Raw genomic sequence first — 12422 nt, forward strand, 5'->3', positions numbered from 1 at the left:
GTCATCGCGCTTGATCGGCGTCTTTGGTGCGGGCACCGGCTCCCCATTCGCGAACGGCCGCGGTCACGGCCCAACTGCGGCCCGTTGCGATGGCTACGGTCCGGTCACTCCCAGGACCAGTCCTCGGTGACGTACATCGGCTCGCCCGCCGGCGCCGGCGCATCGGCCTGGTGGGTCACGGTGATCGTCGTCGACAGCACTGCAGCTCGGCCGCTCATGGAAGTTCCGGCGTTGGCCGCAACGGTCCCAACGCCTAACACCACCGCTCCAGCTCCGATGGTCACCGCCAACCGCAAAATCCACCGGCCTAGCGTCTTGTCGCGCATCTGTTACTCCCATGCGATCGCTGTGACACGTGGCCCGGTTTGGTTACCCACGATCGTGCCACAAGCCACGTCAGGACCAACAGAGCGCGGGCCAAGATGACGCGGCCGCGCGGAAGAATCGACCTTTCGGCCGATTTCAGGTCTGGCGAACCGGCTATATCAGCTCACTCGTCGCAGCTTTCCGGCAACGTTTCGGCGTCGTCGTGAGTCGGCCTCCGTCGAACTCCCTCCGACGTTCCGGCACTGCCCCGCGGCGTACGGACCTCGGTTCTCCCAAGGTCCCGTCAACCGACCGGCCCGCCCCTCGACGTTCCGAGGGTCTTGAGCAACCCGAACGAACTTCGCGGTCCACCCATTCGGCACGCGCGAATTATCGCAAGTCCGACGTCTCCGGCAGATCATCTCTTGCTCCGACATTTCCGTCCCCCCGATGCAATCTCTATGCGACGCGTCCGCCGGGACTCGGCACGGCCTTCACCGCACCCCGCCGGCTGTTCCGCTTTACCTTGGGCCGGGCCGCCACGATCTCCCGCCAGCTGGGCTCCGCCCCGACCACCGTGGCCTCGATCCACTCGACCGCCTCTCGTTCGGACCCGAACGCCCGGGTCCGCACCCGCCCCTCCGGGCCGCCGCGGCGAAGCTCGACCTGCCACCGGCCGTCGGCCGCGTTGCGCACGAAGACGTCACGACGCGTGAGCCGCGCCCAGCTACCGTTCCACCACCGTCGCTCGTTCATGGGGATATCTTAGAACAGGTGTACGACATTTTTTGCCCCCGGCGATCGCCGCCACCCTTCCGGGTCCGGTGTTACCTTCCGAACGTGGAGTTTCCGGGGAAGGGTCTCGCCAAGGGACTGGCCGTCACGCTGGGCACGATGACCAAGCGCTCGCACACCCAGCAGTACCCGGACGTCGAACCCGACCTCCCGCCCCGCTCCCGCGGCGTGATCGCGCTGCTGGAGGAGAACTGCACGGTGTGCATGCTGTGCGCGCGGGAGTGCCCGGACTGGTGCATCTACATCGACTCGCACAAGGAAGAGGTCCTGGTCCCCGGGGCCGCGCGGGCCCGCCAGCGCAACGTCCTCGACCGGTTCGCGATCGACTTCTCGCTCTGCATGTACTGCGGGATCTGCATCGAGGTCTGCCCGTTCGACGCGCTGCACTGGTCGCCGGAGTTCGAGTACGCCGAGCACGACATCCGCGACCTGCTGCACGAGAAGGACCGGCTCGAGGAGTGGGTGCCCACCGTCCCGGCGCCGCCCGCGCACGACCACCGCGGCGAGCCGGCCAAGGAGCAGACGGCCGCCGCGAAGCGCGCCGCCCGGTAGCGCACTCGATGCACGGCCCGGCGGTCGATTCCTGTCATACCCGGGTGGCAGGATGTCGGCCATGAGGGTGGCGCAGCGATGACCGTGGCCGACGTGCTCACGCTGGCGCTCGGCGCGGTGGCGCTGGGCGCCGGCCTGCTGGTGGTGACCACCCGGCACGTCGTGCGGGCCGGGCTCTGGCTCGTCGTCGCCCTGGGCGCGATCGCCGGCCTCTATCTCGTGCTGACCGCCGAGCTCGTCGCCTGGGTCCAGGTGCTGGTGTACGTCGGCGCGGTCGTGGTGCTCCTGCTCTTCGCGGTGATGCTCACCCGCGCACCGATCGGCGCCAGCGACGACCTCGACCGGGTCCGATGGCCCGGGGCCCTCGTCGGCGCCGGGGCCGGAGCCGGGCTCGCCGCGCTGCTCATCGACGCGTTCCGGTGGACGCGGGTCGCGATGCCCGAGCCCGGCACCGCCGAGCGCCTGGGCGCGGCCCTGTTCCGCACCTGGGTGCTGCCGTTCGAGCTGGTGTCGGTTCTGCTGCTGGCGGCCCTGGTCGGCGCGATCGTGGTGTCCCGCCCGGACATCGGCGCCCGCGTGTCATCGGAGCGGGGGCGCGGCTGATGCACCCCGTGCTGCCGTTCACCATCGCGGCCCTGCTGTTCGGCATCGGGGTCTACGGCGTGCTGGTGCGCCGCAACGCCGTCCTGGTCCTGATGGCCGTCGAGCTCATGCTCAACGCGGTCAACCTGGTCTTCGTGACCGCGGACGCGACCATCCGCGCCGCGGTGCCGCGCGCCGGGCAGTCCTTCACACTCTTCGTGATCGTGCTGGCGGCCGCGGAGATCGGCGTCGGCCTCGCCCTGATTTTGCAGTTGTACCGCCTGAGCCGCACGGTCGTCGTCGACGACCTCCCGCTCGGCGAGACGAGAACCGATCAGGGCACTCGATCCGATGAAGGGCTGGACGGAACCGGCTCGGGCGGAACGGAGGTGGCTCGGTGAGCGTCGACGTGCTGGGGGCCACGCTGCCGGCCGTGCCCGTTGGAGCCGGGCTGGCGGGGCTGCTGCTGCGGTACCGGATGCGGGGTCTTTCCGTTCTTCTGGGGGTTGGCGGGGCCTTCGTCGCGCTCGGGTGCGCGATCGCCGTGGCGCTGCGCGGCGTGCGCGGTGCCGACGCGGGTGTGACGGTCGCCGAGTTCGGGCGGGTCACGGTGACGTTCGGGACGTGGCTGGACGGGCCGGCGGGGCTGGTCGCGATCGCCGTCGGGGTGGTCGCGCTCTGCGTTCAGGTCTACTCCGTCGCCTATCTGCACGACGACGAGCGTTACGCGCCCTACGCGGCGCAGGTGAGCCTGTTCACCGGGGCGATGCTGCTGGTGGTCGTGTCCGGGCACCTCATCGCGCTGCTGGTGGGGTGGGAGGTCATGGGCATCTGCTCCTACCTGCTCATCGGGCACGACCGGCGGTTACCCGAGGCTCCGCGGGCCGCGGTCAAGGCGTTCCTGGTGACGCGGGTCGGCGACGTCGGCTTCCTGCTCGGGATCGTGGTGCTGGGGCTGCACGCGCACAGCTTCCGGATCGCCGACGTGTTCGCGGCGGCCGGGTCGGGGGCGATCTCCGGCGGGACGCTTACCGCGGCGTGCGTGCTGCTGCTGGCCGGGGTGGCGGGCAAGAGCGCCCAGTTCCCGCTGCACACCTGGCTGCCCGACGCGATGGCCGGCCCGACGCCGATCTCCGCGCTGATCCACGCCGCGACGATGGTGGCGGCGGGGGTCTACGTGGTCGCCCGGCTGTACCCGCTGTTCGAGCGCTCGACGGCGGCGCTGGTCGTGCTCGCGGTCATGGCCTCGGTGACCATGCTGCTCGGTGCGCTCAGTGCGCTCGGGCAGGACGACATCAAGCGGGTGCTCGCCTGGTCGACGGTGAGCCAGCTGGGGTACATGACCGGCGCGCTCGCGGTCGGTGCGCCCTCGGCGGCGCTGTTCCACCTGCTCACGCACGCGGCGTTCAAGGCGCTGCTGTTCCTCGCGGCCGGGTCGGTGATCCACGCGGTCGGCGGCAACCTGATGTCGGCAATGGGCGGGTTGCGGGGCCGCATGCCGGTGACGTTCTGGACCATGACGATCGGGCTCGGGGCGCTGGCCGGGGTGCCGCCGCTGGCCGGGTTCTGGAGCAAGGACGCGATCCTGGAGGCGACGACCGGGGCCGGGCCGGTGCCGCGCGGGGTCGCGTGGATCGTGCTCGGCTCGGCGGCGCTGACGGTGGCGCTGACCGCGGCCTACGTGGTGCGGCTCTGGCGCCGCACGTTCTTCGGTGCGCCGCGCACGGCCGCGGCCGAGGCCGGGCACGAGCCGCCGTGGGCGATGCGGGGGCCGCTGCTGGTCCTGGCCGTGCCGGCGGCGCTGCTCGGCCTGGCCGGGCTGGCGCCCGGGTTCGGCGAACGGCTCGGGGCCGACGAACGGGTCGCCCACCTGGGCTGGATGACGCTCGTCGCGCTGGTGCTGCTGGCCGCCGGGGCGCTGCTCGCCTGGCGCCGCGACCCGGCCGCCGCGCTGCCCGACACGGCGCTCGGGCGGCTGCTGGCCAATGCCTTTTATCTGGATGCGGTACAGGACGCGCTCGTCACCCGGCCGGTCGCGGCGCTGGCCCGGCTGGCCCGCCGCGGCGACGAGGGCCTCGTGGACGGGGCGGTCGACGGGGTCGGGTCCGGCGCCGGTGGGCTCGGCGGGCTGCTCGCCCGCGCGCACACCGCCGCGCTGCCCCGGGCGGCGACCGCGGTGCTGGCCGGCGGCGTGGTGCTCGCCGCCGTGATCGTCGTGGCGCTGGGGGTGGGCCGATGAGCTCCGCGCAGACGCTGTTGCTCGCGGCGCTGCTGTTGCCGGCGATCGGGGCGCTGTTCGCGGCCGCGATGCCGGCCCGGCTCGACCGGGCCGGGCGGGTCGGCGGGACCGTGTTCGCCGCGGCCACGGCCGGGGTCGTCGTCGCGCTCGGGCTGGCGCGCACGGACACGCCGGGGGTGCGGCGCATCGAGCCGTTCGCCGAGATCGACGCGCCCTGGGCGCCGACGCTGAGCCTGCGCTTCCACATCGGCGTCGACGGCATCTCCTATCCGCTGGTCGCGCTGACCGCGCTGCTGACGGTCCTCTGCTGCGCCTACTGCCTGTGGCGGGTGCCGGAGCCGGGGCGCGGGCGGCTGCTCGTGTCGCTGCTGCTGGTGCTGCAGGCCGGCATCACCGGGGTGTTCCTGGCCCTCGACCTGGTGCTGTTCTTCGTGTTCTTCGAGGTCGTGCTCCTGCCCATGTATGCGGTGATCGCGGTCTGGGGCGGGGCCGAGCGGCGGCGGGCGGCGCGGAAGTTCGTGCTGTACACCCTGCTGGGCTCGGTGCTGCTGCTCGTCGGCGTGTTCGTGGTGGTGTCGGCGTCCGGCACCGGCGACCTGGTGGCGCTGTCCGACCCGGCGGTGCGGCCGATGTCCGCGGGCATGCAGCTGCTGGCGTTCGTGCTGCTGGCGGTCGCGTTCGCGGTCAAGAGCCCGCTCTGGCCGCTGCACACCTGGCTGCCGGCCGCGCACACCGAGGCGCCGACGGTCGGATCGGTGATCCTGGCCGGGGTGCTGCTGAAGATGGGCACGTACGGGCTGCTGCGGGTCGCCGTGGGGGTGGCGCCCGACGGCGCGGCCCGCAGCGCGCCCGTGCTCGGGGTCCTCGCCACAGCGGCGATCCTCGCGGGCGGCCTGATCTGCCTGGCGCAGACGGAGCTGAAGCGGCTCATCGCGTACTCCTCCGTGGGTCATATGGGCTTCGTCCTGCTGGGCGTGGCCACGCTGACCGCCACTGGCATGCAGGCGGCGCTCATCGGCAACATCGCGCACGGGCTCGTCACCGGGCTGCTGTTCTTCGTCGCCGGCGGGATCAAGGACCGCACCCACACCGGCGACCTCGCCCGCCTGGGCGGCCTGCGCGAGACGGCCCCGGCCCTGAGCGGGGTGCTGGCCTTCGCGGCGATCGCCTCGCTCGGCCTGCCGGGCCTCGCGGGCTTCTGGGGCGAGGCGTTCGCGGTGGTGGCCGCCTTCCAGCGGGGCGGGCCGCTGTGGACGACGCTCGGCGTGCTGGCCGCGGCGGGGGCGGCGCTCGCGGCGGCGTACTTCCTGCGGCTGCTGCGCCGGGTCACCCACGGCGCGGCCACGCCCGACGTCGCCGCCCTCGCCCGGCCGCTGCCACCGTCCACGCCCGCACCCGTGCCCGCGCTCGCGGGAGGCGGGAGCGCCACGCCGGCCGGCGCGCGGATCTTGGCGCGGCTGACCGCCGGTGAGCTGGTCGCCTGGGCGCCGCTGGTCTTGCTCACGCTCGTCGTGGGTGTGGCTCCGGCGCTGGCGCTGGGCTGGTCCAATGCGGCGGTCGAGGCGCTCGCGGGGGTGTTCGGGCGATGAGGATCGACCAGGTGGCGCTGATCCCCGCGTACGTGGCGGCGGGCACCGCGGTGCTCGCACTGCTCGTGGATCTGATCGTGCCGGGGCGGCGCGGGCCCGTCATGGGGGTCACCGCGCTCGGGATGGCCGGGGTCATGGCCGCGGCGATCGCGGTCGGGGCCGGGGGTGAGCGGCGGACCGCGTTCTGCGTCGGGCCCGACCAGTGCTCGCTCGTGCTCGACCCGGCGGCGGCGATCGTCGCCGGCGTGTTCGCCGCGCTCGCGCTCGGGGCGCTCGCGCTGTCCGTGCCGCTGCTGCGGACCGGCGAGGTGCCGGTCGGCGAGTACTGCTTCCTGCTGGCCTGCTCGCTCGCCGGGGCCGTGGTGCTGGGCGGCGCGCGCGACCTGATCACGCTGATCGTGGCCCTGGAGACGCTGACCCTTCCGCTGTACATGCTGGTGGGGCTGCGGCGCGGGGCCCGAGAGGGCGGAACGGCGGCGGTCACGTTCTTTGTGGTGAGCGTCGTGTCGACGGCGGTGGCGCTGCTCGGGGCCGCGCTGGTCTTCACGGCGACCGGCGGGGTGCACTTCTCGGACATCGCGGCCGGGCCGGCGCACCTGGCCGGGCAGTCGGCGGAGGTCGGCGCGCCGGTCGCGGCGACCGGGGCGCTGCTCAAGGTCGGCGTGGTGCTGCTGCTGGTCGGGCTCGGGTTCAAGGTCGCGGCGGTGCCGGCGCACGCGTGGGCGCCCGCGACGTACGACGGGGCGCCGCTGCCGGTCGCCGCGTATCTGTCGACCGCCTCCAAGCTGGGCGGCGTCGTCGCGCTGCTGCTCGTCGGGGTCTCGGCGGCGCGGCCGGTGCTGTCGACGTCGGGGCTGACGCTCGCGGTGCTGGCGACGCTGAGCATGACGGTCGGCAACCTGGTGGCGCTGCGGCAGCGGCGGATGGTGCGGCTGCTCGCCTGGTCCTCGGTGGCGCAGGCCGGTTATCTGCTGGCGCCGCTCGGGGCCCTGATCGCCGCCGACGAGGTGACGCCGCTGCTGGTGGCGGCCGTGATCGGGTACGCCTTCTTCTACGTCGTGCTCGAGTTCGCCGCGTTCGGGGCGCTGGTCGCGGTCCGCGGGGCGGGCGACGGCGGGAGGATCGCCGACTACCGGGGGCTGGCGCGGCGCTCGCCCTGGCTGACCGCCGTCCTGGTGCTGGCCCTGGCCGGGCTCGCGGGGCTGCCGCCGGGGCTGGCGGGGCTGTTCGCGAAGGTGGCGGTGGTCCGGTCGCTGCTCGGTGGGGACGCCACCTGGCTGGCGATCGTGGTGGCGGTGAACGCGGTGATCGGGTTGGCGTACTACGTCCGGGTGGGCGCTACGTTCTTCACCCCCTCGGAGGAGGCGGGTGAGGTGGTGGCGCTGCGGGCTCGGGTGCCGTGGGCGGTCGCGACTTCTGTGGGGGTTGCGGCGGTGGTGGCGGTGCTGGTCGGGTTCGGGCCGGAGTTGGTGATGCGGGCCGCCGGGACGTTCGGGTAGGCGGCGCGGGGAGTCCGTGCAGGGGGTCGTCTGCGTGGGGAGTCTGTGCGGGGCGTGTGGGAATAAGTGTCGTCCGGGCGGTGAAGTTTTCAGCTAGCTCACAGCGTGCGTTGGGAAGGGGTACGGGGAGTCGCGCTGTTGTAGGTGGCATGCAGCACAGGCATTTCAACGGTGTGAAGACGGCGGCCCTCCTTGGGCTGCTGACCTCGCTCATTCTGCTTGTCGGCTACTGGCTCGGCGGTAGCGGTGGCCTCGTGATCGCCGTGTTCCTGTCGTTGGGCATGAACGCGTTCAGCTATTTCTACTCGGACAAGATTGCGCTCCGCGCGATGAATGCGCAGCCGGTCACCGAGGCGCAGGCGCCGCAGCTGTACTCGATGGTGCGGGAGCTGGCGACGTCGGCCGGGCAGCCCATGCCGCGGCTCTACATCAGTCCGACCCGGCAGCCGAATGCCTTCGCGACCGGGCGCAACCCGCAGAACGCGGCCGTGGCGGTCACCGCGGGCATTCTCGACACGCTCACGCCGCGTGAACTGCGGGGCGTGATCGGGCACGAGCTCTCACACGTGTACAACCGGGATATTTTGATCTCGAGCGTGGCCGGGGCGCTGGGTGGAATGATCACCATGCTCGCCCAGCTGGCGATCTTCCTGCCGCTCGGCGGGTCGAACGACGACGAGGACGGGCCGGGCATCGGTGGGCTGCTGCTCATGATGATCCTCGGGCCGCTCGCCGCGACCGTGATCCAGCTGGCGATCAGCCGGAGCCGGGAGTACGAGGCGGACGAGTCCGGGGCGCGGCTCACCGGGGACCCGCTGGCGCTCGCGAGCGCGCTGCGGAAGATCCACCGGGGCACGCAGGCGCTGCCGCTGCCGGCCGACGGGCAGCTGGCCAGCCAGGCGCACCTGATGATCGACAACCCGCTCAAGCGTGGGGGCATCGCGTCGCTGTTCTCGACGCACCCGCCGATGGAGGAGCGGGTGGCGCGCCTGGAGCAGATGGCCGGCGTGGCCCTGCACCGGTAGTAGTAACCAGCCCTGACGACGACCGGCGGCCGACCGAGCCGCCGGTCGTTGCCGTTATCACAGCGGAAACGGGGGCCGGGTCGCCGTACGATCGGCGGGCTTTGCTGTTCAGAGATCGGATCGAGGTCTGCCGTGCGGCAGTACATGGCCGTGTGGCGGCTTCCCGGCGCGCCCGTGCTGCTCGTCGTGGGCGTGTTCGCCCGGCTCGGCATCGGGATGGTTTCGCTCGCGCTGCTCCTGCTGCTCGAGCAGGCGCATGGGCGGTACGCGCAGGCGGCGCTCGCCTGCTCGGTGTACGCGGTCGCGAGCGCCGCCGCGAGTCCGCTGGTGGGGCGGCTGGCCGATCGGATCGGGCCGGCGCCGGTGCTCTTGATGACCGGCTTGACGTACCCCTGCAGCCTGGTCTTTTTGATCTTTGCTGGGCTGCGGGATCTCCCGCTCGGGGTCGTGCTCGCCGCGGCGGTGCTCGCGGGCGTGACGTTTCCGCCGCTCACGGCGGCCGTGCGGGGCACCTGGAACGCGATGACCGCCGATGAGCCCGACGTGCGCGTGACGGCGCTCGCGGCCGAGACCGCGCTGTTCGAGCTCGTGTTCGTGATCGGGCCGATGCTCGTCGCGCTGTGCGTTGCGCTGTGGCAGCCGGCCGTCGCGCTCGCGGGCGCGGCCGCCGTGACGCTCGTGGGCACGCTGGTCGTCGCGCGCGGGCGGGCGATCCGCTCCTGGCGGCGGCCCGAGGGGCACGTGCCGGCGCGCGGGCTCGGGCCCCTGCGCGTGCCGGGGTTCGCGGCGCTGCTCGTGACGGCGTGCGGGATCGGGTTCGCGTTCGGCGGGACCGGGGTGGCGGTGCCCGCGTACGCGACCGCCTACGTCGCCGACGACCCGCAGAGCGCCGGCGGCGTCCTGCTCGGCGTGTGGAGCATCGGCAGCGCGGTCGCCGGCGTGTGGTTCGGCGTCCGGCCCCGGCCCGGCGTACGGCTGCGGTGGCTGCTCGTGGGGGTCGCGGCCAGCCTGGCCGTCCTCGCCGCGATGCCCAATGCGCTCGCGCTGGGGCTGGCGCTGCTGCTCGGCGGGGCGACGATCGCGCCCGCGCTGACCGTCCAGAACTCCATGGTCGGGCAGGTCGTGCCGCGGTCGATGCTGACGGAGGCGTACACCTGGCTGGTCACGGTCTCGATCGGCGCCAGTGCGGCCGGGGTCGCGGTGACCGGCCTCGTGGTCGACCGGCCGGGCGGGGTCGTCTGGGCGTTTCTGCTGGCCGGGGCCGCGGTCGCGGCGGGCGCCGTGGTGGCGCCCGCGCCGCGGGTTGTTGACTCGAGCGCCGTGGTCGCGCCGTCCGTCACTCGTTCGAGCGATGAGAATCAGGCCGCCGTGTAGGGTCCGCAGCCATGGCTCAGACGCTCCACGTCGTGCTGACCGACCCCGATGAGGCCGGCGAGCGCGACATCGAGATCCGCCACACGGACAGCTTCGTGCTCGTCCGCTCCTCCGGCGACGACCTTCGTGGTCTCTTCGATCGAGACGGGTCAACACAGGAGCGGCCGCTCGGCTAGGCTGCGCGGTCATGGGTGCAATCCGGCCGTGGGAAGTGCTGCTGTGCTGTCTGTTGGTGATGGCCGTGATCGCCGGCGTCGTCACGATCACGATCGTGAACCGCAGCAAGCGCCGCTAGACGTCCGCGCCGGGGCCGGCTCGACGCGCGAACCAGCCCCGGACGTGGGTCAGCGGTAGTTGGTGAACTGCAGGGCGATGCCGAAGTCCTCCTGCTTGAGCAGGGCGATGACGGCCTGGAGGTCGTCCCGCTTCTTGCCGGTCACGCGCAGCTGGTCGCCCTGGATCTGGGCCTGCACGCCCTTCGGACCCTCGTCGCGGATCTTCTTCGAGATCGCCTTGGCCTTGTCGGCCTCGATCCCCTGGACGATCTTGGCGTCGATCTTGTAGGTCTTGCCGGACGCGCGGGGCTCCCCCGCGTCGAGCGACTTGAGCGAGATGTTGCGCTTGACCAGCTTCTCCTTGAAGACCTCGAGGGCCGCGGCGACGCGCTCCTCGGTCTCCGCCTGGAGGGCGACGGTCTCCTCCCCGGCCCACTTGATCTCAGCGCCGGTGCCGCGGAAGTCGAACCGCTGAGCCAGCTCCTTCTCGGCCTGGTTGAGCGCGTTGTCGACCTCCTGCCGGTCGACCTTGCTGACGATGTCGAACGAGGGTGCCGAAGCCATGGCAGACGCTCCCTGTTACTGCGCGCGAAAGACGGTTGTGGGCGTGCCGAGGGTACCCGTTTGCATTGCCCCCGGGGCCTACCGCTATTCTGGCTTCCGCCAGGCGGGTTGCCCGAGCGGCCAATGGGAGCGGACTGTAAATCCGTCGCGAAAGCTACAGAGGTTCGAATCCTCTACCCGCCACCGGCAAGTCTGAAGGGCCTTTCACCAGGGGAAACCTTGTTGACGGGCCCTTCTGCATTATGTCAGCAGGCGGCCGATCCCGCCCCGCCGCGGGTCGCCCCCGGCGCCCGCCACGCCCACTGCGCTCACCCCGCCGAAGTAATGGTCCGTCCTGTCCCAGCGCTGAATCTTGTACCCCGCCTCCTGCAGCGCCTCGAGCTCATCCTCCGGATACCCCGGCTCCGCGTGGACGAGGTCCGAAACGACGTGGAAGCGCGGGCGGCTGATCGCCGTCGCCGTGTCGTGGTCGTCGATCACGGTGTTGATGAGGGCGTGCAGCAGGGCCGTGCGGATTCGGGTCGCGCCCGCGGAGCCGATGGCCAGGAGTAAGGGGCCGTCCGGGGCCGTCACGACGGTCGGGCACATGCACGAGGCCATGCGCTCGCCCGGCAGGGTGCCGGGGCGGATCAGCTCGCCCTCGCCCAGCATCGAGTTCAGGTGGATGCCCAGGCCGTCCAGCCAGACGCCCGAGCCGATGCCCAGGGTCAGGGTGATCACGCAGGCGTTGCCGTCGCCGTCGACGACCGAGATGTTCGTCGTGTCGCCCAGGCGCTGGGTGCCGTACGCGCGCAAGGCCTCGGCCAGCGCCACCGCCCGCGCCGGGCGGGGCAGGCCGACCAGGTCGGGTAACGCGCCCAGGGTCACGATGAAGTCGTTGAGGTCCGGGCGGGCCGCGACCGTCAGGCCGGCCAGCGGGGCCGTGGCCACCGGCTGGCTCAGGACTCGGTACGACGCCAGGTCCGTCGCGGTCAGGACGCCGCCGCCGGACGCGACCGCGGACACCATCCGCCGGCCCACCTCGCCGGTGTAGAAGGCCGCCGGGCCGTCGTCGGCCAGGATGGCCAGCGCCCGGTCCAGGCCCGGGTGGTAGAGCAGGTCGCCCCCGGTGAGGAGGCGGCCCGTGGGGGCGTACACCTGCGCGCCCAGGCCCGGCAGCATCGCCGGGGCCAGCGAGGCCAGGGTCGCGGCGTGCGGCTGGGGCAGCAGCGTGCCGGAGCGGGCCAGCGACACCGCGGGCGCCACGACGCGAGGCCAGGGCAGGCGGCCCCAGCGGGCGTGGATGGCGCCGGCGCCCGCCGGAACGCCGGGCACGCCCACGCTCGAGGCGCCGATCTCGTACCGCTGCGGGACCCCGCCGAACGCCACGGCGATCGGCTCCATCGGCGCCGCGGGGCGGGTGGCCTCCAGGCCCGGCACCGCGCAGAAGAAGTCGAGGCACGTCGTCGTGCCCGTCGCCGCCTCGTAGAACGTGGCGAAGCCGCCGCCCGCGATGCCGGTCAGCACGCTCTCGGCCACGCAGCCGGCGAGCATCGCGGCCACGCCGGCGTCGGCGGCCGAGCCGCCGTCCTCCAGCACCCGCAGTCCCACCTCCGTGGTGGCGGGATGTCCCGCGGCGACAC

At 72.8% G+C, this 12422-nt stretch carries 13 protein-coding genes and 1 tRNA gene; 10 read left to right on the plus strand and 4 right to left on the minus strand.

Annotated features, from left to right (window positions below; all coding sequences use genetic code 11):
- Positions 1–104: 104 nt before the first annotated feature.
- On the minus strand, positions 105–326 hold the full coding sequence (locus ACPPVO_RS57300) for a hypothetical protein (protein WP_426508140.1): 222 nt from the start codon (positions 324–326) through the stop codon (positions 105–107).
- A gap of 439 nt (positions 327–765) precedes the next feature.
- Positions 766–1062 carry a hypothetical protein gene (locus ACPPVO_RS57305; protein WP_426508141.1) on the minus strand — a complete coding sequence of 99 codons (297 nt, stop codon included), beginning with the start codon at positions 1060–1062 and terminating at the stop codon, positions 766–768.
- 84 nt (positions 1063–1146) lie between these two features.
- Between ACPPVO_RS57305 and ACPPVO_RS57310 the strand changes: the two genes are divergently transcribed.
- From ACPPVO_RS57310 to ACPPVO_RS57350, 9 genes are all read left to right on the plus strand, one after another.
- Positions 1147–1653 carry a NuoI/complex I 23 kDa subunit family protein gene (locus ACPPVO_RS57310; protein WP_360374696.1) on the plus strand — a complete coding sequence of 169 codons (507 nt, stop codon included), beginning with the start codon at positions 1147–1149 and terminating at the stop codon, positions 1651–1653.
- 78 nt (positions 1654–1731) lie between these two features.
- Positions 1732–2256, plus strand: a complete 525-nt coding sequence (locus ACPPVO_RS57315) for an NADH-quinone oxidoreductase subunit J family protein (RefSeq protein ID WP_426508143.1) — start codon at positions 1732–1734, stop codon at positions 2254–2256.
- The gene (gene nuoK, locus ACPPVO_RS57320) at positions 2256–2636 is read left to right on the plus strand and encodes an NADH-quinone oxidoreductase subunit NuoK (RefSeq protein WP_426508145.1); all 381 of its coding nucleotides are present in this window, start codon (positions 2256–2258) and stop codon (positions 2634–2636) included. The genes ACPPVO_RS57315 and nuoK overlap by 1 nt, the downstream gene beginning before the upstream one ends.
- Positions 2633–4474: an NADH-quinone oxidoreductase subunit L gene (locus ACPPVO_RS57325; protein ID WP_426508147.1), complete on the plus strand. Its 1842-nt coding sequence runs from the start codon at positions 2633–2635 to the stop codon at positions 4472–4474. The genes nuoK and ACPPVO_RS57325 overlap by 4 nt, the downstream gene beginning before the upstream one ends.
- Positions 4471–6063 (plus strand): complex I subunit 4 family protein, encoded by a 1593-nt coding sequence (locus ACPPVO_RS57330; protein WP_426508148.1) that lies wholly within the window; start codon positions 4471–4473, stop codon positions 6061–6063. Before ACPPVO_RS57325 ends, ACPPVO_RS57330 begins: the two co-directional genes overlap by 4 nt.
- A complete protein-coding gene (locus ACPPVO_RS57335; RefSeq protein WP_426508149.1) occupies positions 6060–7562 on the plus strand; it encodes an NADH-quinone oxidoreductase subunit N in 1503 nt (500 codons plus the stop codon). The genes ACPPVO_RS57330 and ACPPVO_RS57335 overlap by 4 nt, the downstream gene beginning before the upstream one ends.
- 149 nt (positions 7563–7711) lie before the next feature.
- Positions 7712–8587, plus strand: a complete 876-nt coding sequence (htpX, locus tag ACPPVO_RS57340; RefSeq protein ID WP_426508151.1) for a zinc metalloprotease HtpX — start codon at positions 7712–7714, stop codon at positions 8585–8587.
- A 132-nt stretch (positions 8588–8719) separates the two neighbouring features.
- A complete protein-coding gene (locus tag ACPPVO_RS57345; protein ID WP_426508152.1) occupies positions 8720–9961 on the plus strand; it encodes an MFS transporter in 1242 nt (413 codons plus the stop codon).
- A gap of 11 nt (positions 9962–9972) precedes the next feature.
- Positions 9973–10137 (plus strand): hypothetical protein, encoded by a 165-nt coding sequence (locus tag ACPPVO_RS57350; protein ID WP_426508154.1) that lies wholly within the window; start codon positions 9973–9975, stop codon positions 10135–10137.
- Positions 10138–10305: 168 nt separating this feature from the next.
- On the opposite strand, the gene ACPPVO_RS57355 is transcribed toward ACPPVO_RS57350, so the two are convergent.
- Positions 10306–10800 (minus strand): YajQ family cyclic di-GMP-binding protein, encoded by a 495-nt coding sequence (locus tag ACPPVO_RS57355; protein WP_360374714.1) that lies wholly within the window; start codon positions 10798–10800, stop codon positions 10306–10308.
- Positions 10801–10902: 102 nt separating this feature from the next.
- Here ACPPVO_RS57355 and ACPPVO_RS57360 point away from each other — a divergent pair.
- Positions 10903–10983, plus strand: a tRNA-Tyr gene (locus ACPPVO_RS57360).
- A 57-nt stretch (positions 10984–11040) separates the two neighbouring features.
- On the opposite strand, the gene ACPPVO_RS57365 is transcribed toward ACPPVO_RS57360, so the two are convergent.
- The gene (locus ACPPVO_RS57365) at positions 11041–12390 is read right to left on the minus strand and encodes a gamma-glutamyltransferase (protein ID WP_426508155.1); all 1350 of its coding nucleotides are present in this window, start codon (positions 12388–12390) and stop codon (positions 11041–11043) included.
- Positions 12391–12422 lie beyond the last annotated feature (32 nt).

This window comes from Dactylosporangium sp. McL0621, from assembly GCF_049995355.1.
Taxonomy (GTDB): Bacteria; Actinomycetota; Actinomycetes; order Mycobacteriales; family Micromonosporaceae; genus Dactylosporangium.

What these genes read in the sequence shown, in the direction of transcription:
- htpX (WP_426508151.1), top strand. Translation starts at nt 7,712, where the DNA reads ATGCAGCACAGGCATTTCAACGGTGTGAAGACGGCGGCCCTCCTTGGG.
- ACPPVO_RS57300 (WP_426508140.1), bottom strand. Translation starts at nt 326, where the DNA reads ATGCGCGACAAGACGCTAGGCCGGTGGATTTTGCGGTTGGCGGTGACC.
- ACPPVO_RS57335 (WP_426508149.1), top strand. Translation starts at nt 6,060, where the DNA reads ATGAGGATCGACCAGGTGGCGCTGATCCCCGCGTACGTGGCGGCGGGC.
- ACPPVO_RS57305 (WP_426508141.1), bottom strand. Translation starts at nt 1,062, where the DNA reads ATGAACGAGCGACGGTGGTGGAACGGTAGCTGGGCGCGGCTCACGCGT.
- ACPPVO_RS57350 (WP_426508154.1), top strand. Translation starts at nt 9,973, where the DNA reads ATGGCTCAGACGCTCCACGTCGTGCTGACCGACCCCGATGAGGCCGGC.
- ACPPVO_RS57315 (WP_426508143.1), top strand. Translation starts at nt 1,732, where the DNA reads ATGACCGTGGCCGACGTGCTCACGCTGGCGCTCGGCGCGGTGGCGCTG.
- ACPPVO_RS57330 (WP_426508148.1), top strand. Translation starts at nt 4,471, where the DNA reads ATGAGCTCCGCGCAGACGCTGTTGCTCGCGGCGCTGCTGTTGCCGGCG.
- nuoK (WP_426508145.1), top strand. Translation starts at nt 2,256, where the DNA reads ATGCACCCCGTGCTGCCGTTCACCATCGCGGCCCTGCTGTTCGGCATC.
- ACPPVO_RS57355 (WP_360374714.1), bottom strand. Translation starts at nt 10,800, where the DNA reads ATGGCTTCGGCACCCTCGTTCGACATCGTCAGCAAGGTCGACCGGCAG.